The organism is Paenibacillus sp. J31P316, from assembly GCF_056269105.1.
In genome coordinates this window covers 1,198,598-1,223,740 of sequence record NZ_JBWDNI010000002.1, presented here as the reverse complement: position 1 = coordinate 1,223,740, position 25,143 = coordinate 1,198,598, and the positions used below count along the sequence as shown (strand labels likewise).

At 58.1% G+C, this 25,143-nt stretch carries 20 protein-coding genes; 19 read left to right on the top strand and 1 reads right to left on the bottom strand.

Going from position 1 to position 25,143, the window contains the following annotated elements:
• Position 1 precedes the first annotated feature (1 nt).
• From AC0YNU_RS11140 to AC0YNU_RS11125, 4 genes are all read left to right on the top strand, one after another.
• A complete protein-coding gene (locus AC0YNU_RS11140; protein WP_475756167.1) occupies positions 2-4,435 on the top strand; it encodes a UvrD-helicase domain-containing protein in 4,434 nt (1,477 codons plus the stop codon).
• Between the two features lie 128 nt (positions 4,436-4,563).
• Positions 4,564-5,796 (top strand): exonuclease SbcCD subunit D, encoded by a 1,233-nt coding sequence (locus AC0YNU_RS11135; protein ID WP_475756165.1) that lies wholly within the window; start codon positions 4,564-4,566, stop codon positions 5,794-5,796.
• Positions 5,793-9,290, top strand: a complete 3,498-nt coding sequence (locus AC0YNU_RS11130) for an AAA family ATPase (protein WP_475756163.1) — start codon at positions 5,793-5,795, stop codon at positions 9,288-9,290. Before AC0YNU_RS11135 ends, AC0YNU_RS11130 begins: the two co-directional genes overlap by 4 nt.
• A 129-nt stretch (positions 9,291-9,419) precedes the next feature.
• Positions 9,420-10,031 carry a hypothetical protein gene (locus tag AC0YNU_RS11125; protein ID WP_475756161.1) on the top strand — a complete coding sequence of 204 codons (612 nt, stop codon included), beginning with the start codon at positions 9,420-9,422 and terminating at the stop codon, positions 10,029-10,031.
• 145 nt (positions 10,032-10,176) lie between these two features.
• On the opposite strand, the gene AC0YNU_RS11120 is transcribed toward AC0YNU_RS11125, so the two are convergent.
• Complete coding sequence (locus tag AC0YNU_RS11120) at positions 10,177-11,487, bottom strand: FAD-dependent oxidoreductase (protein ID WP_475756159.1); 1,311 nt, start codon at positions 11,485-11,487, stop codon at positions 10,177-10,179.
• Positions 11,488-11,764: 277 nt separating this feature from the next.
• Here AC0YNU_RS11120 and AC0YNU_RS11115 point away from each other — a divergent pair, with 277 nt between their 5' ends.
• The 15 genes from AC0YNU_RS11115 to cdd all read left to right on the top strand — a co-directional run bounded on the left by AC0YNU_RS11115 (position 11,765) and on the right by cdd (position 25,103).
• A complete protein-coding gene (locus tag AC0YNU_RS11115) occupies positions 11,765-12,229 on the top strand; it encodes a hypothetical protein (RefSeq protein ID WP_475756157.1) in 465 nt (154 codons plus the stop codon).
• A 142-nt stretch (positions 12,230-12,371) separates the two neighbouring features.
• Entirely contained in the window at positions 12,372-12,710 is a 339-nt protein-coding gene (locus AC0YNU_RS11110; protein WP_475756155.1) for a histidine triad nucleotide-binding protein, read from the top strand.
• A 118-nt stretch (positions 12,711-12,828) separates the two neighbouring features.
• Positions 12,829-13,002 carry a 30S ribosomal protein S21 gene (gene rpsU, locus AC0YNU_RS11105; protein ID WP_090573672.1) on the top strand — a complete coding sequence of 58 codons (174 nt, stop codon included), beginning with the start codon at positions 12,829-12,831 and terminating at the stop codon, positions 13,000-13,002.
• Between the two features lie 15 nt (positions 13,003-13,017).
• Positions 13,018-13,461, top strand: a complete 444-nt coding sequence (locus AC0YNU_RS11100) for a GatB/YqeY domain-containing protein (RefSeq protein WP_161703132.1) — start codon at positions 13,018-13,020, stop codon at positions 13,459-13,461.
• A 133-nt stretch (positions 13,462-13,594) separates the two neighbouring features.
• Entirely contained in the window at positions 13,595-14,944 is a 1,350-nt protein-coding gene (locus AC0YNU_RS11095; RefSeq protein ID WP_475756153.1) for an MATE family efflux transporter, read from the top strand.
• A gap of 76 nt (positions 14,945-15,020) precedes the next feature.
• Positions 15,021-16,391 (top strand): NfeD family protein, encoded by a 1,371-nt coding sequence (locus AC0YNU_RS11090; RefSeq protein WP_475756150.1) that lies wholly within the window; start codon positions 15,021-15,023, stop codon positions 16,389-16,391.
• Positions 16,392-16,406: 15 nt separating this feature from the next.
• Positions 16,407-17,396, top strand: coding sequence for a flotillin-like protein FloA (floA, locus tag AC0YNU_RS11085; RefSeq protein WP_475756148.1), 990 nt, complete (start codon positions 16,407-16,409; stop codon positions 17,394-17,396).
• Positions 17,397-17,442: 46 nt separating this feature from the next.
• Positions 17,443-18,000, top strand: coding sequence for a hypothetical protein (locus tag AC0YNU_RS11080; protein ID WP_475756146.1), 558 nt, complete (start codon positions 17,443-17,445; stop codon positions 17,998-18,000).
• A 145-nt stretch (positions 18,001-18,145) separates the two neighbouring features.
• Positions 18,146-18,424 (top strand): sporulation protein YqfC, encoded by a 279-nt coding sequence (gene yqfC, locus AC0YNU_RS11075; RefSeq protein WP_475756144.1) that lies wholly within the window; start codon positions 18,146-18,148, stop codon positions 18,422-18,424.
• 14 nt (positions 18,425-18,438) lie between these two features.
• Entirely contained in the window at positions 18,439-19,632 is a 1,194-nt protein-coding gene (gene yqfD / locus AC0YNU_RS11070; RefSeq protein ID WP_475756142.1) for a sporulation protein YqfD, read from the top strand.
• Positions 19,633-19,638: 6 nt separating this feature from the next.
• A complete protein-coding gene (locus AC0YNU_RS11065) occupies positions 19,639-20,610 on the top strand; it encodes a PhoH family protein (RefSeq protein ID WP_475756140.1) in 972 nt (323 codons plus the stop codon).
• 936 nt (positions 20,611-21,546) lie between these two features.
• On the top strand, positions 21,547-23,793 hold the full coding sequence (locus tag AC0YNU_RS11060) for an HD family phosphohydrolase (RefSeq protein ID WP_475756138.1): 2,247 nt from the start codon (positions 21,547-21,549) through the stop codon (positions 23,791-23,793).
• Positions 23,790-24,287: an rRNA maturation RNase YbeY gene (gene ybeY, locus AC0YNU_RS11055; protein WP_475756136.1), complete on the top strand. Its 498-nt coding sequence runs from the start codon at positions 23,790-23,792 to the stop codon at positions 24,285-24,287. Before AC0YNU_RS11060 ends, ybeY begins: the two co-directional genes overlap by 4 nt.
• The gene (locus tag AC0YNU_RS11050) at positions 24,287-24,643 is read left to right on the top strand and encodes a diacylglycerol kinase family protein (protein WP_475756134.1); all 357 of its coding nucleotides are present in this window, start codon (positions 24,287-24,289) and stop codon (positions 24,641-24,643) included. Before ybeY ends, AC0YNU_RS11050 begins: the two co-directional genes overlap by 1 nt.
• A gap of 22 nt (positions 24,644-24,665) precedes the next feature.
• Complete coding sequence (gene cdd / locus AC0YNU_RS11045; protein ID WP_475756132.1) at positions 24,666-25,103, top strand: cytidine deaminase; 438 nt, start codon at positions 24,666-24,668, stop codon at positions 25,101-25,103.
• Positions 25,104-25,143: the final 40 nt, after the last annotated feature.

Sequence of the window (25,143 nt, the reverse complement as noted above, 5' to 3'; positions counted from 1 at the left end):
GATGAGTGAGCAAACGATGCCGGTGCCGGCCAAGCCGCCGGGCAGCACCTGGACGGACGATCAATGGCGCGCCATCGTGACGGGAGGCAGCAATATTCTCGTCGCGGCGGCGGCCGGGTCGGGCAAGACGGCCGTGCTTGTCGAGCGGATCATACGCAAGATCGCCGCCGATACCGACGTGGACCGGCTGCTCGTCGCGACCTTCACGAAAGCGGCAGCCGCCGAGATGAAAGAGCGAATCCGGATCGCGCTCGAGAAGGAGCTCGATAAGAAACCGGACTCCGACCATCTGCGAAGACAGCTCGCGCTCATGGGCCGCGCATCGATAACGACGCTGCATTCCTTCTGTCTGGACGTTATCCGACGATACTATTCGCTCATCGGACTTGATCCGGGGTTTCGGATCGCGAACGAGACGGAAGCGGAGCTGCTGCGCATGGACGTGCTGGACGAGCTGTTCGAAGAACGCTATGCCGAACTGGACGGACCGGAAGGCGGGGCGTTCCTATCGCTTGTAGACCGGTTCGGCGGCGAGCGCGGGGATGAGCCGCTCTATGCGCTCGTGTTGAAGCTGTACAATTTCGCGCAGAGCCATCCCTGGCCGAAGGCGTGGCTGCAAGACGCTGCCGCCTCGTTCCGCGTGCAGGATGCTGCGGAGCTTGGACGCTCGGAATGGGTGTCGAGCCTGGGCAGCGCCGTCGCGCTGACGCTGCAGGGTGCTGAGAGTCTGCTGGAACAGGCGCTGGTCCTGACGCAACTGCCGGCAGGTCCCGATGCGTACGGCGAGACGTTTCAAGATGACCTCGGAGTTGTGCGCGCGCTGATCGGCAAAGTCGGGAACGGCTCATGGGATAGCTGGCATGAGGCGTTTGCGTCGGCGAGCTTCGGCAAGCTGAAGAGCCAACGCGGCGATACGTTCGACAAAGCGCTGCAGCAGCAGGCTAAGGATCTGCGCGAGCAGGCCAAGAAGATGATCGGCGGCTTGAACGACGAGCTGTTCATGAGGACTCCGGAACAGTTTGCCGCGGAGCTTCGGGAATCCGCGCCGCTTATGGAGACGCTGGCTGGGCTCGTGGATGAGTTCGGTACCCGGTTTGAGGCGGCGAAGCTGGAGAAAGGTCTGATCGATTTCGGCGATATGGAGCACTATTGCCTGCGGATTTTGCGGGACGCCTCCTCGACGCCGGACAGCATGACGCCGTCTCCGGCGGCATTGGAGTACCAACAGCAGTTCGATGAGATTTTGCTGGACGAATATCAGGATACGAACATGGTGCAGGAAGCGATCGTGACGCTGATCAGCCGGCCGGGCCGAGGCAACCGTTTTATGGTCGGCGACGTGAAACAGAGCATTTACCGGTTCCGTCTGGCGGAGCCGGGTTTGTTCCTGCGCAAATACAAGTCTTACGCGGCGGCCTCGGAGATTAAAGGGGTTAAGGAGATTAGGGATGCTGGGAATTTTCCTGTCGGAAAAGCAGCTGCGGCTAGCGAAAATCCAGATGCGGAATATGGCGTGCGTATCGATCTCGCCCGCAATTTCCGCAGCCGCCAAGAGGTCGTGGACGGCGTCAATGAAGTGTTCCGCGCGATCATGCGGGAGAAGGCGGCCGAGATGGACTATGACGAGCGGGCCGAGCTCGTATGCGGCGCCTCGTATCCGTCTGCGAGTGACGGCGGGCCGCCCGAGCGGTATGCGGTAGAATTTGCGGTGCTCGACCGCGGAAACGGCGAGGACGGAGAGGAACGGACCGAAGCTGCCGACGTTGACGCGATTTCGGAAGCCGAAGACGGCGAGTCGCCGACCGAAAACGCAGAGGATCTGCAGGTCGTGCAGCTGGAAGCTCGCTGGATTGCCAGTCAGATTTTGCGGCTGAAGGGGATGGCCGGAGCGGAAGCCGAAGAACCTTTTCTCGTCTATGACGGCAAGAAAGGGCGCAAGCGTCCGCTGGCATGGCGGGATATCGTCATATTGCTTCGGGCCGATAAGCAGTGGGCGCCCGTCATTATCGAAGAGCTGCAGCAGCAAGGCATTCCTGCTTACGCCGAGCTGAGCAGCGGATACTTCGAAGCGACGGAGGTCGAAACGATGCTCTCTCTGCTGCGCGTTATCGATAATCCGTACCAGGACATTCCGCTCGCCGGGACGCTGCGTTCGCCGATCGTCGGTTTATCCGGCGAGGAGCTGGCTCGCATTCGTATCGCAGGCGGACGCGTGTCTTATTTCGAGGCCGTACGGACAGCTGCGGATGATCTATCGGTGCGTGACGAGACACGGACCAGGCTGAACCGTTTCCTGGAAGCGCTCGAAGCATGGAGGAATGAGGCACGCCAAGGGTCGCTGGCCGATCTTTTATGGCGGATCTATCGGGAAACAGGTTATTACGATTTGGTAGGGGGCATGACCGGAGGCCTGCAGCGTCAGGCCAATCTTCGCGCGCTGCACGACCGCACGCGCCAGTACGAGGCGACGACGCTGCGCGGCTTGTTCCGTTTTCTCCGGTTTATCGACCGGATGCGGGACAGCGGCGGTGACCTTGGTACGGCACGGGCGCTCGGGGAACAGGAAGATGTCGTGCGCATCATGTCCATTCATAAGAGCAAAGGGTTGGAGTTCCCTGTCGTCTTCGCGGCCGGTCTTGGCAAGTCGTTCAACCGCCGGGATTTGCATAGTCCGTTCTTGATGCATAAGCAGCTGGGCTTCGGCCCTCGTTACGTCGATACGGATCTTCGAGTCGCTTATCCGACCTTGCCGTATCTGGCCATCAAGCAGCGGCTTGCAATGGAATCGCTGGCGGAAGAAATGCGAATTCTGTACGTCGCCCTGACGCGGCCCAAGGAGAAAATGTTCCTCGTCGGCACCGTCGGCGATGCCGAGAAGCAATTGCAGCGATGGCAGTCTGCGCTTGACGCGGAGGGCCAGCTGCCGGATTTCCGCATCGCGGGCGCTGCGCGGTTTCTGGATTGGCTCGGTCCGCTTGCGATGGGAGCGGGAATTCCGCTCTCGGTCGAGCGCGTGGATGCGCTGGAGATCGGGGATGACGCAGACGGAGCGCTCAAGGCAGGCGAGACCGACGATGGAGCTGCCGGATCCATTGTGGCTGGCGATGCCGTTATTGAAACGGCAGGGGCGATCGTCCAGCCTATGGAGGACGGCATCCTGGCGGGCACGGAAGGTATGTTGTCAGAGAATGAAGCAGCAAGCGGGACTTCGCCTTCGGCAGCCGCAGAAGGGACGGTTATTGCGTTCCGCGATTGGCGTACGTCGGTTGTCCCCGCGGCATTGCTCGGCTTAGAGGCAGCCGCAGCTTTGGAGGCAGACGAGGCGGCCAGAGCCGAGTTCGAAAGCCGGATGACTGCCGTTCAGCATCTTGCTCTCGTTGACGAAGCGGCTGATTCGGGTACCGCGGCCGAAATCGACCGGCGGCTCAGCTGGCAGTATCCGTTCTTGCAGGCGGCAATGACCGCCGCGAAAACATCGGTCACGGAGATGAAGCGGCTCCATGCGGAAATGGGCATGGATGAAGATGCGCTGCTCCTTCCCGAGGTTGCAAGCGCAGATGACGATGCGGTCTTGGAAGAAGTCGAAAGCCATTCGCTGGTTGAGGATGCAGCGGCTAAAGAAGCAGGAAGCGGAGAGGCAATGCCAAATGCAGAGGCATTGCTGACGAAGCTTACTGACTCTGAGCTGGTGCTGGAGCAGCTGGACTTATTCAGCAGCGACTTTTCGTTGTCAGAGCCGCTATCGGTTGAATCTGGGGATGGGCTAGCGGAAGGCGTGCAGCATGAAGCGAGTATCGATGCGGAGCCGGGCCAGTCGAGCGGCGGATTTTCCGCTCGAAACGCTAACCGAGGCGGAGAGTATACGTTCCGGCTGCGGCGTCCGCGGTTCATGGAGGAGGTATCGCTTACGCCGGCGGAACGAGGCACGGTCAGCCATCTGGTCATGCAGCATATACCGCTCGGCGCACATGAAGGCGTATCGGATGATACGATAGCCGCTTCGGTCGCTGGTCTTGTGGAGCGCCGCATGCTTACGAAGCAGCAAGCGGACGCGGTGAACGTTGCGGGAACCGCAGCCTTCTTCCGCGAAGAGGTCGGGCGACGGTTGCTCGCGGCGCCATGGGTGAGACGAGAGACGCCGTTCAGCTGCACGCTGCCGGCTTCCCGCGTCTATCCGGGACTGTCGGAAGGCGTAAGCGATGAACCGATCCTGATTCAAGGGGTCATCGACTGTCTCTTCGAGGACGACCGCGGACTCGTGCTGCTCGATTACAAAACGGATCGCGTGCGCATGGGACGCTGGACGGAAGCGGCGGAGCGCCATCGCTTCCAGTTAACGCTTTACGCAGATGCGATTGCAGGCATTCTTGGCCGCAAGGTGGATGAATGTTATGTCTTTTTCCTGGACGGCGGGAAAGCGGTCAAATTGTTTTAACTTACAAGCATGCCGAGTATGACGAATATAAATTGGCTTTGTATGTCCAAGGATTGAACGACGCTGCGCCGCTTTGGGACGACGTCAGCCGCGTCATCTTGGATCATGGGATGGGGGAACGAATACACATGCGCATATTGCATACGGCGGACTGGCATTTCGGCCGTTCGCTGGAAGGCCGCAGCCGGATCGAGGAGCAAGCGGCCTTCGTAGACGAGCTTGCCGCGCTGGTGAAGGACGAGGGCATCGACCTCGTCCTGCTCGCCGGCGACGTCTACGACTCCGTCAATCCGCCCGCCGCGGCGGAGGGGCTCTTCTATGAAGCCGTTTCGCGGCTCGCGGACGGCGGACAACGGACGATTGCCGTTATCGCGGGCAACCACGATCATCCGGACCGCGTAGCTGCTTCCGCGCCGCTAGCCGCGCGCAGCGGGATCCGGCTTGTCGGCATGCCAACGGATATACCGCTCATTATCGACGTACCTCGAACCGGCGAGCAGGCGGTCATCGCGGCGCTTCCGTATCCGTCGGAATCCCGCTTGCGCGAGCTGCTGAGCGAAGCGACCGATGAAGGTCAGCTTCGGAGCGCCTATTCGGAGCGGGTCGGCCGGCTGATGAAGCAGCTGGGATCGGCTTTCCGCAGCGACACGGTCAATTTGGCCATGAGTCATATTTACGTGCTGGGAGGGTTGGAGACGGACTCCGAGCGGCCGATCCAGATCGGCGGCGCTTATACGGTCGATCCGTCGGCACTCCAAATCGGCGCGCAATACGTGGCACTGGGCCATTTGCACCGACCGCAGCGGGTAGCCGGCGATGAAACGATGCGTTACAGCGGTTCGCCGCTCGCCTACAGCTTCTCGGAAGCCGGGCAGGCCAAAGCCGTGACCGTTTTTGAAGCGGAGCCGGGCAAGCTCGTCGTGCCGCGCGAAATTCCGCTCAGCGCAGGCAGGCCATTGGTCAGCTGGAATGCCAAGGGCGGCCTCGCCGAAGTGTACGGCTGGCTCGAGGAGGGGCGGGATGCAAGATCATGGATTGATCTCAGCATACATATGTCTGAGGCGATGACGCTGCAGCATATTCAGCAGCTTAGGCGCCAGCACGAAGGTCTCGTCCACATCCGACCGGTTTATCCTGAGATGGAGGCGATGGTCGAGTTGGATGCGAGAGCTCGCGAGCAGCTGCCCGCCGAGGAGCTGTTCCGCCGGTTCTTCTCCAGGCAGACTGGGGGCGGAGAGCCCGATGCGGAGACGGTTCAATTGTTTCTGGAGCTGATCGCGGAAGATGTAGAGAATGAAGCGCCGACAGCCGCCTCGGACGAGGATGGCCGCGAACTTCAGGCAGGAGGTGAAGGCGCATGAAGCCGATTAAACTGCGATTGAGCGGACTGCAGAGTTATCGCGAGGTGCAGGAAGTTGATTTCGAGCGCCTGTGCGAAGCCGGCGTATTCGGTATTTTCGGTCCTACGGGAAGCGGCAAGTCCAGCATATTGGACGCCGTGACGCTTGCGCTCTACGGCAAAGTGGAGCGTGCGGCTAACGGGACGCAGGGCATTATGAACCAAGCCGAGAAGACGCTGGCCGTGGCGTTCACGTTTGATCTGTCCGGCGGCGGAGAGCAGAAGCGGTTCCGCGTCGAACGGCAGTTCAAGCGCGGCAGCGACGTGTCCGTCAGCAATACGCTGAGCCGCTTCGTGGAAGTGACGGATGCCGGGGATGTCGTCATCGCGGACAAGCTGGCTGACGTCACGCGCTGCGTGGAAGCGCAGATCGGGCTTAACATGCAGGATTTCACGCGGGCGGTCGTTCTTCCGCAAGGGAAATTCGCGGAGTTCCTGTCGCTGACCGGCAAGGACAGGCGCTCCATGCTGCAGCGCCTGTTCCATATGGAACGGTACGGCGACGGGTTGGCGCTGAAGCTCAGCCAGCGCATGAAAGCGGCGGATGCCGCGCTCCAGGAGGCAGCGGCCGAGCAGCTGGGCCTCGGCGACGCCTCCGACGCGGCCGTCTCCGCGGCTGCGGACCGGTACCGCGAAGCGGCAGCCGCAGCCGCCGAGGCGCGGGCACTGTTCGCGGAAGCGGATCGGCAGCACGCGGAGCGTGCGCAGGTGCGCGAGCGGCTGGCGGCGCTGCGCGAGAAGGAAGCGCTGCACGCGAAGCTGCAGGCGGAAGCTCCGCGCGTAGCGGAGCTGGAGCGCGAGCTGCAGCGCCTGGCGGCGGCGGAGCGGCTGCTGCCGGCGCTCGCCGCCGCGGGCACGGCCGAAGCGGCGCTGCGCGCAGCCGCTTCGCGCCGCGAGAACGCCGCGCTGGCGCATGCCGCGCGGCAGGAGGCGGCCACGGCCGCGGCCGCAGCCTGGTCGGCCGCCGCCGCCGAGGCCGCTGAAGGCGAGCCGCGTCTGGCGCGGCGGCTCGACCAGCTCTCGGGCGCGCAGCGCCTCGAGGGCGAAGCCGCCGCGCTCGCGGAAGGCATCGCGGACGTCGCGCAGCGAGCGGACAGCGCAACGGAACGCCAGCGCAGCTTCGGCGAGCAAGCCGCGAAGGCGCAGGAGATGCTGGGCCGCGCAACGGCCAAACAAACGGCGCTGCGCGCGGAGCTGAAGGACGTGGAGCTGACAACCGCGGACCGGGAGAAGCGCAGCAGCTTGACGAAGCGGCTGCAGCAATATAACGGGCTCGCAGCGCAGACTGAAGCGGCGCGGAAGGAACAGGGCGCGGCTGAAGCACTGCGCGATCAGGTAGGGCGGGCTAAGGATGCCGCCAAGGCCGAGCATGAACAGGCTGTCGCAGCCCTAACCGCGCAAGCCGAACGCCTGCTGCCGGTACGAAGCATGCTTGCCGATATCGGCGGCAAGCTTCGCACGATGCAAGCAGCGCTTCCCGGATGGATGGAGCGCGTCCGTCAAGGACTGCGCGAGCAGCAGCGCTTGCAGTTGGCTGCTCAGTTAGCCGCAGATCTGAAGGACGGGGAGCCTTGTCCAGTCTGCGGCTCCAGTGAACGCCACGTTCGCCACGCCGCGCCATCGGCGGCGAACGAGTCAGACGACGCGCTGCTTCAGGCATGGGAAGCACTGGGCGGCCGTTATCAGCAGCTGCAGCTGGAGCTCTCTCCGCTGCAGGCCAAAGCGGAATCGGCTGTGGAACGCGTGCTGGAATCGCTCCAAGAAGCTGGACGCGGCGAAGAAACCGCCAGCTCTATGGACAGTCAGTCGTTCCGGCTGGCAGAAGCGGCAGCGGCTGCAGAAGCCGCGATTCCGGCTGGCATCGTCAGCCTCGAAGCGCTGGATCCGGCCGGGGCTGCGCAACCCTCGGAGGCGCTTGAGCATGGCGAGCAGGTGCTCGCCTCGCTGCGGGAGCTGATCGACCAGAATGGGCAACAACTCGCCGCGGCGGATAAATCGGCTGCGAATGCGCGAATGCGCTGCTCAGAAACGGCTCGCCGACTGGAGCAAAGCACGGCGGCATTATCGACGCAGCAGGCGCTTGCAGGCCGCGCGTTGGCTCAGCTCGACCAATGCGAGGCAGATTTGGATCGCGAACGCTCCGCATGGCTGACGCTGTTCGGCCCAGAGCTTCAGCCGACTGCGGCGGAAGAGACGCTGCAGGAGCTCGACCGGAGGGAGGCAGCTGCTGACGAGCTGCGCGTTCGGTTGGATAAGAGCGTCACGTACATCGAGGAGACGGCGCAAGCACTGCAAGAGAGCGGCAGGCTGGCTCAAGAAGCACAGCTGGAAGCCGTTCAACTGACAGCGACGCTGACCGCCCAACGGCAGCAACTGGCCGAGAAAGAACAGCAGGTCAACGCCGTCACGGATGGTCAAGCCGCGGTCAAGCTCATTCAGGACGCCGAGCGGGAGCTCGCTGCTCTCCGCGATCGGAACATGCAGCTGACGCAAAGCCATGAAGCGGCCCAGCAAGCGCTGCAGCAGGCGGCCGAGCAGCGTACGGGCGCCGCGGAAGCGGAGCGCGCTGCGCTGGAACGGAACCGGGAAGCAGCCGGCGAATGGGAAGCCGCGTTGGCACGCTCGCCGTTCGACGGCGCGGAAGAGATTGCCGCTCTGGAGCCGCTGTTGCAGCAGCAAGCTGCGATGGCGGACATTATCGCCCGGCATCGCGAGCAGGAGCAGCAATACGCCGCGCAGATCCGGCTGCTCCGCGACCAGCTCGGCGGGCGTACGCTGACCGAGGAGGAGTGGGAGCAATCGACCGCGGACGTGGAGCGGTTGAAAGCCGAGAACGAGCAGCTTCTTCAGCTCGCGGCCAAGGCCGATCGGGACTTGGAATCGCTCCGAGGCAAGCAGGAGCGGTGGAACGCGTTGGAAGCCAAGCGCCTGGGCATGGAAAGGCTGACAGGCCGTCTCAAATCGCTGCAGACGGTATTCCGCGGCAATGCGTTCGTGGAGTACGTCGCGGAGGAGCAGCTCGTTCAGGTATGCAGAGCCGCATCGGAGCGGCTCGGCTTCCTGACCAAGCGGCGGTATGCGCTCGAGGTCGACTCGGCGGGCGGCTTCGTGATCCGCGACGACGCCGGAGGCGGCATCCGCCGGCCGGTCTCGACGCTCTCCGGCGGGGAGACCTTCCTGGCCTCGCTCGCGCTTGCGCTTGCGCTCTCTAGTCAGATTCAGCTTCGCGGCAAGTATCCGCTGCAGTTCTTCTTCTTGGACGAAGGCTTCGGCACGCTCGACCCCGAGCTGCTTGATACGGTGATCACCGCGCTCGAGAAGCTGCATCACGAGACGCTCGCGGTCGGCGTCATCAGCCACGTGCCGGAGCTCCGGGCGAGACTGCCGCGCAGGCTGATCGTCACGCCGTCGGAACCGTTCGGCAGAGGAAGCTCCGTCGAACTCGAAACGATGTGACGGATCTGTTAACGTTGCTTGCCCCCGGTTGCTTTCTGGGCGGGAAACCGCTAACGTAGGGAAGAGAATGCCGATGGGACGGGCATTAAGCCCGCCGATGGCGGAACAATCGATGTAGGGGGCAGCTTTGTGGAAGAGCCGCGCACGAAACGGCCGATATTCACGCCGGTCGTACTTCTGTTGCTGACATTCAGTTTAATCGGCAACGTGTTTTTATACACCAGAAACCTTCAGAACGCGCAAACGGACCGCGTCGATCAAGGAACCGGGATTCTGCAGTCCGCTCAAACCGCGAAAGTCTTCCTGAGCGAGGCGGAGAAGCAGTCGGCGGCAATGGCAGGCGCGACGGATGCTGCCGGCCGCATGACAGCCAAGAGCAAGTTGCTCGCGTCTTACGTGAATGCATCGGCCGTGACGGATTTCATCCGGGAGGCGGAGGACGTGAACGGCAAGCCGTTTCCGGCAGCCAAACGCAGCGCAGCCGATTTCATGGATCAGACGCTGGCGTCGCTGCAAGCGATCGGCAATCATGATGGGCCACTGAACGATGGAGAAAAGGCTTATCTGCAGAGCTTGGTTCAAATCTATCAAGCTTGCGAGAAAGAGCTGTCGGCTTTCCAGCAGGACACGATCAATCAGGAGCAGGCGCTCATCATTCTGGTCAACAAGGAATGGCCGCCGATCGCCGGCAAGCTCCTGGAGCAGATGAACGCGCCAGCCGATTTGAGCTTCAAAGGCTGATTCAAACGACCGTCAATATCGCCATTATCTTTAAGCACGTAAACACGTAGCAGTAAACACGTAAGTACAACAAAGAACGGCCGCGGTATCCCTCGCAGGATACGCGGCCGTTCTTTTGTTAATTCCCATTTCACTTCCACATTCCTCACACCCGGGCCAATTCCTTCGCCAGCAGCTCCGCAGCTAGTCGCCCGCTGGAGAAAGCGCGCTCTGCCAGCTCGCCTTTGCCTTCGCAGCCGTCGCCGCAGAAGTAGAAGGGCATGTTCTCGATCCGGATCGGCAGAAGCTTGTTGCCGGCAACGTTCTTGACGCTCTGCACCATGGCCTTCTTGGATACGCGCTTGACGGCAACGGCATCTCGCCAGCCGGGATAATGCCGGTCGAATAGGGCCTCCATTTGCTGCGTCCGCTCCTCCAAATACGTTTTGCGGTCGCCTTCGCCTCCGGCGTTCTCGTCGCTTAGATACGCGATTCCTTGCAGCAGCTGTCCGCCCTCCGGAACGAGCGTATGATCCGTCGCGGATACGTCGGAAATGAACATTTTATGGTTCATGTCGCTGATGTAGCTGAACGGCCGGGCGACGACGCGGCTGAGTCCGACGTCATAGACCATGACCTCCGTCGCGGAGTTATGCTCGTACGGCTCGAGGAAAGGCTCCCATGGCGTGCCTCGCAGCAGCTTGACGACCTGTTGAACGGGCATGGCGAACACGACGCGGTCGAACGCTTCTTCGCGTGCTTTCGTCTTCAGCACGTATTTGCCGCGATCGTACTGAATGCCGTCGACGCCTTCCTGCATGGCGATCGACCAGCGTCCCGCCAACTCGATTTTGTCGCGGAGCTGGTCGGTAATGACTGCCCAGCTGCCCAGCACGTAATTGACGGGCCGGTTGGAGAGAAACAGGTTATGATAGTATTCGCTGATGACGGCGCCCGGAACGCGGCGTGCGTCTTCGGGCGCGATGAAGAAATTGCTGCATACCAGATGCTCCCACAGCTCTTTGACGTCCTCGGCTGCGCCGGATTCCGCCAAATAGTCGCCAAGCGTCGCATAATGCTTGATTTGATGAATATTCGCGATGATGGCCGTGATTTCCCCGACGAACCGCACCTTCTGCATGCCCGACAAAATATCCGTCTTGACCAAATTTCTGAAATCGAGCGGGGCCGGCGTTAGATGCTCGCCTTTCTCGTACATCACCTTGCGCTTGTCGACCTGCTTGCTGCCGAAGCGCAGATGCAGCTCGCGCTCCATGACGGACAGCGTATGGCGGTCAAGACCATAGATGGCATGAGCCCCGTAGTTTAACGTGAAGCCTGCCTTCTCATACGTGAATGCCCGTCCGCCGAGCTGAGGGCTCCTCTCGAACAATACGCCTTCGGTATCCGGCTGTTCCGATAAATAAGCGGCTGCAGTGAGCCCGGCAAGTCCGCCTCCGATAATCGCTATTTTCATCGTGAATCTTCTCCCCCTGATTTTGACGGCCTCTTGGGCCTGACCGCGCGCAAGGCTTGACGAGCAGCTCGTCCTTACCTCCCAAGCGCCGCGCCGCGCTTGGATCTGTAACCCATTATACGTCCGGCGTTTTGGCCAATCCATCTCATTTTGGACGGTTCGTCCTATCAAATCGGCATCGATTCTCACCCGTCAAACGCCCATTTTACGCGTTCCCAGGCGCCATTTGCCCACGGGCGAATATCATGGTAGGAGAATAAAGGAGGTCATGTTGAGCATGGAGAAGAAGGTGTCCACTTCCCCTGTCGGCGCCAAAGCGTCCACAGGAACGGTCGTCTCCCCAGCGGGCAAAAAGTCCACGGGAACGGTTGTCTCCCCATCGGGTAAAAAGTCCACGGGAACAGTCGTCTCCCCGGCGTCCAAAACGCCTACAGGACCAGTCCCGGGCAAACCGGCAACGAACGATAAGCATGATATGAAAAAATGGTGTCACGACCATATGCATCGTTACGTGCTCGTTCAAACGCACGACGGCTGGTGCTGCGACGGATTCGTCGAGCATATCGACGAGGAGGTCGTCTGCATCGCGGTACCGCATTGCGGAGGGATGGACCGCGCGTTTTTCCCTGGCCCGTTCTACCCGCCGATCTATCCTTATCCCTACTTTCCGCGCCGCCGTTTCTACCGGCAGGTGTTTCCGCTTGGCGCCTTGCTGGGCTTATCGCTTCTGCCATTCTATTGAACCGCCCGCAGTAAACTTCGCGCTGCGCGAATAGAACCAGCGTGCCCCGGCGGACGCTGGTTCGCGGCATTGGACTTGCTGCCTTTTTTTCGTTATGATGGAAAATAGAAGGCAACATTTCGATGGAAAGGAGCAGTCATGCATGGATTGTATTTTTTGTAAAATCATCGAAGGCAGCATCCCGTCGAAGAAAGTGTTCGAGAACGAGCGCATCGTTGCGTTTCACGACATTCAGCCTGCGGCACCCATACATATTCTTGTTATTCCGAAGAAACATATCCCGACCATGAACGACGTGACGGCCGAAGACGACGCTCTGATCGCGGAATTGTTCACCGTCGCCCGCCAGATCGCGCAAGAGCAGGGCATTGCGGAATCCGGTTATCGGCTTGTCAATAACGTCGGCAACGAAGGTGGACAAGTCGTCTATCACTTGCATATTCACGTGCTTGGCGGGGCCAAATTAAAGGGCTTAAACTAACGTGCAAAAAATAGCATGTCCAATCAAGTTGACACTGCCTTTCTTTATCCACTATAATTAAATTTGATGAACCGTGTTAACTTTCTTGGACGGTCTGATTCGGAGGGAGGGAAAACTGGTGTCTGAAACAAAAGTTCGCAAAAACGAGACGATCGATGCTGCACTCCGCCGCTTCAAACGTACCATCGCAAAGGATGGCGTATTGGCCGAGGTGAAGAAACGCAAGCATTATGAGAAGCCTAGCGTGAAGCGTAAGTTGAAGTCCGAGGCTGCGCGCAAGAGAAAGTTTTAGGAGGATCCTTCCACAATGAACCTTAGCGAACGATTGAACGACGATATGAAGCAGGCGATGAAGAGCCAAGAGAAGTTCAAGCTCACTACGATTCGGATGATTCGTTCATCCATCAAGAATCAGGAGATTGATCTGAAGCGGCCGCTCGAAGACGCTGAAGTGCTTGATATTTTAAGTCGTGAGATCAAACAACGTAAAGATTCCCTCCAAGAATTTGACAAAGCCGGCCGCGATGATCTTGCGAAAGATGTCGCAGCAGAAATTGAAATTATTAGTGTATACCTGCCTCAGCAGCTGACCGAAGAAGAGATCAAGTTGATTGTTCAGCAGACCATCCAGGAGACCGGTGCTTCTTCGAAAGCCGAGATGGGGAAAGTCATGAGCGCACTTTTGCCTAAAACAAAAGGGCGTGCTGATGGTAAACTAGTAAACACATTTGTGCAGCAATTTCTGCAATAACATAGGCTACAGCCAAACACTCCTCTACGTGGGGAGTGTTTTTTCGTTTTTCCTGCAATTGGAGGCTATTGACATATCGTCTCCGGCTGGGGGACAATTAGGGCTAACCTACAGAAACGAGGCATCCAAGCACATGTTACGTAATTGGAAAGAGATCCTGCTGCTGGCCATCCCTTCCTTGGTTTCCTTTGCAAGCGCTACCGTGGTCGGGACGATTAATCTGATTATCGTCGGTCAGCTCGGTTCGCTCATCATCGCGATCGTCGGCGTCTCCAACATCATCATGTATAATGCGTTCGCGCTGTTTTCCGGTATCGGTCATACGGTTAATTATCTCGTTGCGCAAAATCACGGCGCGGGCGATATGAAGCGGGGGATTCAGCGGACCTATATTGCCATGTATATGTGTCTGGCCTTCGCGCTGTTAATCGCTTTCGTCGGATTCGTCGGCGCGGATGACGTGCTGCGATGGACCGGCGGCTCGGCGGACCTCGTGCGAACAGGCAGCTTTTATTTGGAGCTGCGATTCTATGCCATGTCCTTCGGAATCATTAATTTTGCTTTTCATGGTTTCCTTCGCGGCATTGGGGCAACGAAGATGTCCATGGTCGTGTCCTTGATGGCGAACGTACCGATTCTGCTCCTCACGTATGCCATGACCTATGGCAAGTTCGGACTGCCTGAACTTGGGTTAAAGGGTGCCGGGATCGCCATACTAATCGGAGAAAGCGCCCAGACGCTCATTTGCGCATTTATCTTCTTCGTCATTTTGAACAAGAAGTTCCAGACGCGCAAATATTTGACGCTAACCTTCAAATGGGTGGAAATGAAGCTGATCATGCTGGAGAGCGGCAAGCTGGGCATGCAGGAATTCTCCCTCAGCTTATCCATGTATATCTTTACCGCGTTCGTAGCGCGGCTCGGCGACCAGGCGCTGGCAGCCAACGAGGTGGCTCTGAGCATTATGTCCTTCGGATTTATGCCGGCCTTCGCCTTCGGCTCCACGGCGACCATTCTGGTCGGCCAGTTCGTGGGCAAGGGTACGCCGTTGCTCGGAAGAAGAGTCGGCACCGATACGGCTATCCTCGGATCGATCTTTCTCATTGTGCTCGGAACCGTTGAATTTATTTTCGCGGATCAAATTACGCATATGTATACCGATGATTCAGAGGTGTATGTGCTGGCCGCCTACCTCATTAAGGTGTCCGCCTATTTGCAAATTTTTGACGGGCTGCTTAATTTCTATGCCGGCGGATTGCGCGGAATCGGGGATACGACGTTCCTTCTTCGCATATCGTTTGTCGTCAGCTGGCTTCTCTTCGTCCCGCTCGCGTATTTGTTCATTTTCGTCTTCCATTGGGGCAGCATGGGAGCTTGGCTGGCGCTCTATTCGTTCTTGATGGTCTTCGGTCTCGCCATCATGATCCGGTTTTACCGGACGGATTGGACGGCGGTGCGGCTGAAAGAGGCGTCGCACAGCTAATTGGAACGTTTTCACGCATCAGCCGTAATAGAGGATCGAGTAACGTCGTACGTTCAATCGCGAAGGAGGGACATCTGTGCGGCAATTCGTTCGGCGCAAAATCAATTGGCTGCTGCCCGTCATGGTTCTGCTCGGTCTCGTTCTATCGGGCATATCCGCATCGGCGGCGGACGGAGGGACATCGTCGTCCGCGGGTGCAACCGTATATGTCGTCGAGGCGGACAGATCGGTAGATTCGGGGCTGTATCACTACTTGGAACGGGCTTATGAAGAAGCGGAGGAAGCCAAAGCAAGCCGGGTGCTGCTGGTCTTGAACACGCTCGGCGGAACGGTCAGCAGCGCGCTCGATATCGGCGAGCTCATCCGCGAAAGCAAGGTTCCGACCACGGTGTACGTGCAAGGGAAAGCAGTGTCCGCGGGAACGTACATTTCGTTGAACGCGCAGCAAATTGTCATGCAGCCGGGCAGCACGATCGGCGCGGCCGCTGTCGTGGACGGGAGCGGCACGCTCATTGATAATCCCAAGACGATTTCCGTCTGGACGGAGGAGATGAAGGCGGCCGCGCTGCTCAACGAGCGCGATCCTAATATCGCAGCGGCCATGGTTAACACGTCGCTCGTCGTCGAGCTCAAAGAACTCGGGCGGACGAAGGAGAAGGGCGATATTCTGTCGCTGTCCGCGCAGGACGCGGTCAAGGTAGGGTATGCGGAATATACGGCTGCAACGGTGGAAGAGGCGCTGAATGGCCTGCACCTCGATCAGCCGAACGTCGTCACGTACGAGCCTAGCGTTATGGAGAAGATCGGCGAATTTCTGACGCATCCCGCGGTGATGACGATCCTGATGATCATCGGCATTGCCGGCATTGCCATCGAGTTCATGGTTCCCGGCTTTGGAGCACCTGGCATTATCGGCATGCTGGCCTTCGTTGTCTATTTCTTCGGCCATTACGTATCGGGGTTCGCCGGATTCGAAGACGTCGCGCTGTTCATCATCGGGCTGCTGCTGCTGCTCTCGGAGTTTTTTATCCCGAGCTTCGGTATACTTGGCATTCTGGGAGCGGCCTCATTAGTCTCTGGCGTCCTGCTCGCGGCTCCGAATCCGAAGTCGGCTCTCCTCTCGCTTGCAGCTGCAGTCGTGATCGCGGCCGTCATCGTCATCATCGTCGCGAAGCGATTCGCGCACAAGGGAGTTTGGCATAAATTCATTCTCCGCGATCAGCTCACCAATGAGCACGGCTACCGTTCTTCGGTGAACAAATCCGATTATTTCGGCCAGCGCGGGATTGCGATTACGCCGCTTAGACCCGCAGGTACGATCCGAATCGGAGAAGCACGGGTCGACGTCGTCACATTGGGCGAATTCGTTCAGCCGAATGCGGAAGTCGTCGTCATACAAGTGGAAGGCACTCGCGTCGTTGTCAGGCAGCTGCACGAAAACGAATAAATTGGAGGGGTTCAATTGACATTAGATCCGACAGTAACCGTTATTATCATCGTCGTATTGGCTATAATCGCCATTTCCGTATTTATGAGCTTTTTCCCGATCATGCTTTGGATTTCCGCATTGGCATCGGGCGTGCGCGTCGGCATCATTACGCTTGTAGCCATGCGGCTGCGCCGCGTCGTGCCTAGCCGGATCGTCAATCCGCTCATCAAGGCCACCAAGGCGGGTCTTGGCTTAACGATCAATCAGCTGGAAAGCCATTTTCTCGCGGGGGGCAACGTCGACCGCGTCGTCAACTCCTTGATCGCGGCGCAGCGCGCCAATATCGAGCTTGAATTCGAGCGTGCCGCGGCGATCGACCTTGCCGGCCGCGACGTGCTTCAAGCGGTCCAAATGAGCGTTAATCCGCGTGTCATCGAAACGCCGATCGTTGCCGCGGTAGCCAAGAACGGTATCGAAGTGAAGGTTAAAGCACGGGTAACCGTCCGCGCGAACATCGACAGACTCGTAGGCGGCGCCGGCGAGGAAACGATCATAGCCCGTGTCGGCGAAGGTATCGTCACGACGGTTGGTTCTTCGGAATCCCACAAGGACGTGCTTGAAAATCCAGACCTCATCTCCCGTACGGTGTTAGGCAAAGGCTTGGATGCCGGAACGGCATTTGAAATCTTGTCCATCGATATCGCGGACGTTGACGTAGGCAAAAACATCGGCGCGCATCTGCAAACCGAGCAAGCCGAGGCCGACAAACGCATCGCGCAAGCGAAAGCGGAAGAACGCCGCGCTATGGCCGTCGCACATGAACAGGAGATGAAAGCACGCGTCGTCGAGATGCGCGCGCTCGTCGTGGAAGCCGAGTCCCAAGTCCCTCTCGCTATGGCCGATGCGCTGAAGCAAGGCAAGCTCGGCGTACTGGATTATATGAACTTCAAGAACATCGAAGCAGATACGAGCATGCGTAATTCCATCGGCAAAGGCGACGGGCCCGAGAAGGAAGAACGGTAATGACTGCTGGTCATGAGCGTGTCCATACTCGGCTGGAGGTGAACGCATGCAAGAGCTGTTGAAGCTGCTGTTGTCCAATTTCTACGTTGTGATCATCATCGTCGGGTTTCTGCTAACGATGCTGAACAAAGCGCGCGGCAAGCAAAAACCGGGTGGGAATCGGATGCCGCCGTTTGGCGGCGGACCGAACGGCCGGCCGGCGGCCGGACATCCTCAGACCGAGCGCCCGCCGCAGCCTGAGCGCCCGCGTCCTATCCCTGCGGAGGCGGAACGGCGCCCTGCGGATCAGCGCAGGCAGGCACCTGAACAAAGCCGTCCAGTCGGCGGCACGCTGAATACGTCGCAGACGAAGCCTTCCGGCGAAGGCGTCAGCATGGAGCACCCAGAGTTGGGAATCGCGATGTACGACTGGTCTGTAGAAGAGGAGAAGACTCCCGTTCCGAAACCTAAACCGGCCAGCAGTGCCATGACAGTTGCTTCGAAGAGGCAGGCGCCGCAGGGCGCTTCCTTCCATATGCCGAAAGGCAATGAATTACGGCAAGCTTTCATCTTGTCCGAGATCCTGGGGCCGCCTAGATCGAAGAAGCCGTTACAGCGCAAATAAACGAAACTATTTTTGAAAGCATCTGTTCCTTCGGGGCGGATGCTTTTTTTATTTTTTCATCATCCTGCGAGCTGCCTGGCGTTTCTCATATTTCCTGCCGCTCCCGCATAGTTTGGTACAGTACGGGAAGGGGGCCTCTGATTGGATGCGCCGCATTAACCGCAAACTTCGAAAAATGGCTGCCGATTTGCTGGACCTGCCGCAGGACGTCGTCATGGATCTTCCAAGGCTTACGATGATCGGCGACCGGCAGTTGTATATTGAAAACCATCGCGGCGTCCTTCATTTCTCGAGCGAGAAGCTGCGGCTTGCGCTCAGCAAAGGAGAGCTCGAAGTGACCGGCAGCGATCTGATCATCCGAACCATCTGGACGGAAGAAGTATTCATAGAGGGCTTAATCAAGAATATCGAGGTGCGAGAATAAGGGGGCATAGAGGAATGGATGCGACATGGATGCACTGGCTGCGGGGTTTCGTTACCATTACCGTTCGCGGCCAGGCGATTGAAAGGCTCGTGAACGAAGCGCTCGCGGATGGACTGCAGCTGTGGTCCATTCGCCGCACGAAGGAGGACGGGCTGCAGTGCCAAGTCGTCGTGAACGATTTTTTTCGGCTTCGTCCGATCTTGAAACGGACAGGCTGCCGCGTGCACGTGCAGACGCGTACGGGCCTTCCGTTCTGGATGCAGCGCATGCGGAAGCGTGTTTTTTTTGCGGCCGGGCTCGTCCTGTTCTTCATCGGCATGTATTTGCTGTCCTCGCTCATATGGTCGATCGACGTTAAGGGCAACGACAAGCTGTCGGAGGAGCAAATCATGCAGGCGGCCAAGTCGGAAGGGCTTTATCCGTTTCAATGGTCGTTCCGCCTGGAAGACACGTCCGTGCTTTCAAGACATCTTGCGCAAAAGCTGCCCGGGGCGGCGTGGATCGGCGTCGAGAAACGCGGCACGCATATTACGATCCGGGTCGTGGAATCGAAGACGCCGGATGCGAAGACGCCGCTTAGTCCGCGTCATCTGGTCGCCTCGACGGACGCGGTCGTCACGAAGGTCATGGCGGAGTCCGGCAGGCCTGTCGTCAAGCCCCATACGAAGGTGAAGCAGGGGGATGTCCTGATCTCGGGCTTATTGGGCGACGAGACGAACGGCAAAGCTGTCGTGGCTAAGGGCGAGGTGAAGGGAATCGTATGGCATGAATACGATATCGTGTCTCCGCTCACGAGGACGTCGAAAGTGTACACCGGCAATAAGAAGGTCATCTGGTATGGCGTTGCGGGCGGACGCGCCCTCCAGGTGAGCGGCTACGGCAAGATTCCATACGCGATGTACGAGCGCGTGGTGCAGGAGGAGAAGGCCGCCTGGCGTACGCTGAAGTTGCCTTTCGGGCGGATGAAAGAGACGATCATGGAAGTGAAGATGCAGCAGCAGACGATCAGCGCCGAAGAAGCCAAAGCCGAGGGCATCCAGCAGGCGCGGGCGGATCTGCTCGCCAAGGTCGGCCCCGATGCGCAGATCGTCGCGGAAAACATTTTGCATCAAAAGACGGACAATGGTAAAGTTTATATGAAAGTGTTTTTTGAAGTGGATCAATCGATCGTGAAAGAGAGACCGTTAGTTCAGATGCAAGGGGACTGAGTATTTTTGCCGAATGAATTCAAGGTAGTCAAAATTCCACTTGCTAATGCAGCGGAAGGGCTGGCTTTGTTTGGCCCGCAGGATAAATATTTACGATTCGTCCAGCAGCAATCGTCATCCGATATCATGTCGCGCGATGCGGAAATCGCGATTTCCGGCCCGGCGGACGACGTAGAATCGCTGGAGCAGTTCTATACGGTGCTGCAGCAGCTGGTGAGAGGCGGGTACACGCCTTCGGAGCGGGATATCGCCTATGCCCTCGAGTTGTCCAAGACGTTGCAGGCCGATCAGCTTCTTGATCTGTTCAAGGCGGAGATCACGACGACGTTTCGGGGCAAACCGATTCGGGTAAAAACGATTGGCCAGCGCCACTATGTGAAAACGATCAAAAAAATGGACGTCGTCTTCGGTATCGGACCAGCCGGTACGGGCAAGACGTATCTGGCCGTCGTCCTGGCGGTTGCCGCGCTGAAGGAAGGCTCCGTGAAGCGGATCATCCTGACTCGGCCCGCCGTTGAAGCAGGCGAGAATCTCGGCTTCCTGCCGGGGGATTTGCAGGAGAAGGTCGATCCGTACCTGCGGCCGTTATACGACGCGCTGCACGACGTGCTCGGACCGGATCAAACGACGAAGGCGTTCGAGCGCGGGCTGATCGAAGTCGCGCCGCTTGCGTACATGCGCGGACGGACGCTAGAGGATGCGTTCATCATTTTGGACGAAGCGCAGAACACGACGCCGGAACAGATGAAGATGTTCCTGACCCGTCTAGGCTTCGGCTCCAAAATGGTCATCACCGGCGACGTCACCCAAATCGATTTGCCGCGGGGCAAACGCTCCGGCCTGATCGAAGCGCAGCGCATCCTGCAGAACATTCCGGAGATCGGCTTCATCATCTTTACCGAGCAGGATGTCGTACGGCATTCATTGGTTCAGAAGATCATCACGGCCTATAATATCGACGCGGAGAGCCAAGCGTAGCAACGGCAGAAACCGCTCGCATAGGAGTCGGTAAGGATACCAATTACGAACGCCTTACCGCTCCGGCCTCTTTATTCAACGCCTAACACAAACAGCAGACAAGGCAAAGCGAATGATTTCGCTTTGCTCCTTTATTTTATTGAAAGCTTCACGGCACAAGGAAGACAGGCGGCACCGTCATAATTAGCCAAGAGCTGCCGAAATATGTCGATAGCAAGTTGGAAGAAGTAATGCTTCCGAAGTTTTGCTTTGAAGGGATGCCTTGAAGGGGAGCCAAGCACCGTAAGAGCGCCACCTGAAAAGTGAGTCCGCACAAGCGGACGAAATCGAGCCCGCGTACAAAGCAGCTTCGAAGACGGCCCCGTGGAAATCACGCCCCATCCGGGTCCAGGGACGGAGTCTCCTAAATCCCCCTTAGGCAAGGGGGATTTAGGGGGTTGCGAAACTCTTTAAGAATGCTTTGAAGTTTTACTTTGAAGTTTCGCTTTGAAGTTTTGCTTTGAAGGGGAGCCCAAGCACCGTAAGAACGCCGCCTGAAAAGTGTGTCCGCACGAGCGGACGAAAACGAGCCCTCGAACAAAGCAGCTTCGAAGACGGCCCCGTAGAAGTCACGCCCCATCCGGGTCCAGGGACGGAGTCTCTGGGGTCCCCCTTAGGCAAGGGGGATTTAGGGGGTTGTGAAACTCTTTTGATGGTATTCAAATTAGTTGGTGAAGGTTTTGACCTTTAAAAAGGTTTTGACCTTAACCAAGTTTTTGACCTTAATCAAAATTTGGTACTTTCAAAAGTATTGAACTCATTTAAGTTTTCGAACGTATTAATCTATAAAATTAAAGTAAAAGTCATGCTCTAGATAGGGTCCAAGGGACGAAGTCCCTGAAGGTCCCACGAAGTACGGGGGATCAGGGGGATGCAAGTTCTAGGAGGATAGCAACGATGGCGAATCAGCAGACAGGCCAAAATGAAGGAAAGTCAATCGGTTGGAGTGGATGGAAGAACAGCGTTGCCGTTCGATGGTTATTGCTGCTTCTGTTCGTTCTGCTTTTTTATTTTAGTCTGGCATCGCATGTTCTTCCCAAGACGTATAACATCCAGTTGAATAAAGCGAGCGATCGCGACATCGAAGCGCCGATGGAGATCAAGGATGAGAAAGCGACGCTCCAAGCGCAGGAGCAGGCGGCCGAGCAGGTGGAACCGATCTATTCCATCGTGGCGCTACGCAGCGAGACGCTGCTCGAGCAGGTTTTTGCCCGGATGGAGCAGCTGAATCAGGACGATCAAGTGACGCTCGAGAACAAAGTATCGATCTACCGCAGCGAAATTCCTCAAATGTATGTCGATTACGTGGATCAGTTCGTGCGAATGAACAAAGGCAACGGCACGTATAACGATTCGCTGCTTGATGAAATGGCAAACGTTGTCAAGCAGCAGACGTATCGCATTCCGGAGGAAACCTTCTACAAAATGCCGCAGCTGACGCCTGCTCAGCTCGGCGATATGCAGGTCGTGGCGGTATCCATCGTCCACAAGCTGATGGGCGATTCGCTGCGCGAAGCGGAAACGGCGCGAACGAAGGTAGCGGAGCTCGTCAACGCCAGCGCGCTCAGCGAGCGCAAATCGCGGGAGATCGTGCAGGAGCTGGCTCGCTATGCCATCATGCCGAATAAGTTTCTCGACAAGCAGGCGACGAACGACGCCCGCGTGGCGGCGAAGGAGAATACCCCGCCCGTCGTATTCGGCCAAGGGGATATTATCGTGCATAAAGGCGAAGTCGTATCCAAGGAAATGTACGACCGTCTGTCTTCCTTCGGCTTGCTGCAAACGAAGAAAAATTACTGGCCGCAGCTGGGACTGCTTTTATTCTCCGTCCTCTTCCTGATCGTGATTTACGGTTATCTCGAGCGAGCGACGAATTTAAGCGGCGGCACGCGGACGGGGTACAGCAATGCGCAGTTGACGATGCTGCTGCTCATCTATGCCTTGAACATCCTGGCCATGTCCATTATCGAACTGACGCAGACGCAGACGATGCCTTATGTCGGTTATCTGGCGCCGACCGCGATGGGAGCTATGTTGATCGTCATGCTGCTGGACGTTCAGTTGGCGGTCGTGAGCTCGTTTTTGTTCGCGATCGTGGGAAGCATCATCTTCAATACGGAATCCGGCCGCATATTCGATTTTAATTACGGGTTCACGACGGCAGTCGTATCGTTCGCCGCGATCTTCGCCATTCACCGGGCCAGCCAGCGTTCCACGATTTTGAAAGCCGGCATCATGGCCAGTCTGTTCGGTTCGGCGAGCGTGCTGGCGATCATTTTGCTAGGCGAGCTGCCGGCGAAGAGCGATCTCATCATGACGGTCGCGTTCGCGTTCGCGAGCGGCTTGTTGACGGCGATTCTGGTCGTGGGTCTTATGCCGTTCTTCGAAGTCACGTTCGGCATTCTGTCCGCGCTGAAGCTGGTTGAGCTGTCCAACCCCAACCATCCGCTCTTGCGCAAGCTGTTGACGGAGACGCCGGGGACGTATCATCACAGCGTCATGGTGGGCAATTTATCCGAGGCGGCCGCGGAAGCGATCGGGGCGAACGGCTTGCTTTGCCGGGTAGGCTCCTTCTACCATGATATCGGAAAAACGAAGCGGCCCAGTTATTTTATCGAGAATCAGACAAACTATGAAAATCCGCATGATTCCATCGAGCCGAAGCTGAGCAAATCGATCATTATCGCCCATGCGCGCGATGGGGTGGAAATGCTGAGAAACCATAAGCTGCCGAAGCCGATTCGCGACATCGCGGAGCAGCATCACGGCACGACGTTTTTGAAGTTCTTCTACGTCAAAGCAATCAAGCTGGCGGAAGAAGCGGGCGAAGAGCCCGATTTCACGGAAGACGATTTCCGTTACCCCGGCCCCAAAGCGCAGTCGAAGGAAGCGGCAATCGTCGGCATCGCCGACAGCGTGGAGGCGGCGGTGCGGAGCATGCGCAGCCCGACGATGGAACAGGTCGAGTCGATGATCCACAAAATCATCAAAGGCCGCTTGGACGACGGTCAATTCAACGAATGCGACCTGACGCTGAAAGAGCTTGAGAAAATCGCGCAAACGCTGAAAGAAACCATCATCGGTATTTTTCATTCGCGCATTGAATATCCGGAAGACGTGAAACCAAAGGAGCGGCTGGCATGAGTTTGCAGTTGGATTGGAGCAATGATCAAGAAAAAGTGAACATTTCCGAAGCGTTCGTCGGTGTATTGGAGAAGCTTCTTCAATTGGCCGGCGAAGCGGAAGGCTTGACGGAAGGCGAAGTGACGCTTTCTTTCGTCGACGATAATGAGATTCATCAATTGAACAAAGATTACCGCGGCATCGACCGTCCGACGGATGTGTTGTCGTTCGCCATGCAGGAAGAAACCGACGAAGAGCTTGGCATCATCTACGAAGTCGAGGACGAGAGCGACCCGATCCCTTACGAAGGCATGCTTGGGGATATCATTATTTCCGTCGAGCGCGCGAAGCTGCAAAGCGAAGAGTACGGGCACTCCTTGGAGCGGGAGCTGGGCTTCCTGTTCGTACACGGGTTCCTTCACTTGATCGGCTATGACCATCAGGATGACGAAAGCGAAGCCGTCATGACGAAGAAGCAGGAAGCGGTGCTGCAGCAAGCTGGATTGACCCGTTAATGAGCCGTTTTCTGCGCAGCGTAGCGTTCGCCTGGAGCGGTGTTCGAGGCGCCTTGGCTGCGCAGGCGAATATGAGAATCCATCTCGCGGCTGTTATCATCGTGAATACGGCTGGGCTGCTGTTCGGTCTATCCCGCATGGAATGGCTGGCGATCGTAATCGTCCAGGGGATGGTACTGGCAGCCGAGCTGCTGAATACCGCCGTCGAGCATGTCGTTGATCTAGCTTGCCCGCAGCAGCATCCGCTCGCGAAAGCGGCAAAAGACACCGCAGCCGGCGCGGTGCTGCTGACAGCCGTCACGGCGGTCGTCGTCGGGCTTATCGTATTCGTGCCGCATATCATCCCCGATTCTTAGAAGAAGAGAAGGAGTGTCCAGCATGTCCGAACTAACGAAGCAGGATCTTCTGGATCCCTACCGTCATCTGATGGCTCAAGCCATCGAAGCACGAAAACGCGCCTACGTCCCGTATTCGCAATTTCGAGTGGGCGCTGCGCTGCTGGATGCAGAAGGCAGCGTGCATGCGGGCTGCAATGTCGAGAACGCGGCATATAGCCCTACGAACTGCGCGGAGAGAACCGCCTTGTTCCGGGCCATCGCGGACGGCCATGAAGCGCGCAGCTTTGCGGCGATTGCCGTCGTCGGCGATACGGACGAGCCGATTACGCCATGCGGCGTATGCAGGCAGGTGCTCGTGGAGCTATGCCCGCCTGACATGCCCGTCATCATGGGGAACATGAAAGGCGACTGGCGGATTTCGACGGTCGCCGAGCTGCTGCCGGGCGCATTTTCGTCCGCGCAGCTGAACCGAAATTAACATTGCGTAATGTTTGGATAAGAAGGAGACATTAGACCAC

Coding starts and splice junctions, on each gene's coding strand:
- AC0YNU_RS11060 (WP_475756138.1), top strand. CDS start 21,547: ATGGCGAATCAGCAGACAGGCCAAAATGAAGGAAAGTCAATCGGTTGG.
- AC0YNU_RS11050 (WP_475756134.1), top strand. CDS start 24,287: ATGAGCCGTTTTCTGCGCAGCGTAGCGTTCGCCTGGAGCGGTGTTCGA.
- AC0YNU_RS11100 (WP_161703132.1), top strand. CDS start 13,018: ATGAACCTTAGCGAACGATTGAACGACGATATGAAGCAGGCGATGAAG.
- yqfD (WP_475756142.1), top strand. CDS start 18,439: ATGGATGCGACATGGATGCACTGGCTGCGGGGTTTCGTTACCATTACC.
- AC0YNU_RS11135 (WP_475756165.1), top strand. CDS start 4,564: ATGCGCATATTGCATACGGCGGACTGGCATTTCGGCCGTTCGCTGGAA.
- cdd (WP_475756132.1), top strand. CDS start 24,666: ATGTCCGAACTAACGAAGCAGGATCTTCTGGATCCCTACCGTCATCTG.
- AC0YNU_RS11110 (WP_475756155.1), top strand. CDS start 12,372: ATGGATTGTATTTTTTGTAAAATCATCGAAGGCAGCATCCCGTCGAAG.
- yqfC (WP_475756144.1), top strand. CDS start 18,146: ATGCGCCGCATTAACCGCAAACTTCGAAAAATGGCTGCCGATTTGCTG.
- AC0YNU_RS11080 (WP_475756146.1), top strand. CDS start 17,443: ATGCAAGAGCTGTTGAAGCTGCTGTTGTCCAATTTCTACGTTGTGATC.
- AC0YNU_RS11130 (WP_475756163.1), top strand. CDS start 5,793: ATGAAGCCGATTAAACTGCGATTGAGCGGACTGCAGAGTTATCGCGAG.
- AC0YNU_RS11115 (WP_475756157.1), top strand. CDS start 11,765: ATGGAGAAGAAGGTGTCCACTTCCCCTGTCGGCGCCAAAGCGTCCACA.
- AC0YNU_RS11140 (WP_475756167.1), top strand. CDS start 2: ATGAGTGAGCAAACGATGCCGGTGCCGGCCAAGCCGCCGGGCAGCACC.
- AC0YNU_RS11120 (WP_475756159.1), bottom strand. CDS start 11,487: ATGAAAATAGCGATTATCGGAGGCGGACTTGCCGGGCTCACTGCAGCC.
- AC0YNU_RS11095 (WP_475756153.1), top strand. CDS start 13,595: ATGTTACGTAATTGGAAAGAGATCCTGCTGCTGGCCATCCCTTCCTTG.
- ybeY (WP_475756136.1), top strand. CDS start 23,790: ATGAGTTTGCAGTTGGATTGGAGCAATGATCAAGAAAAAGTGAACATT.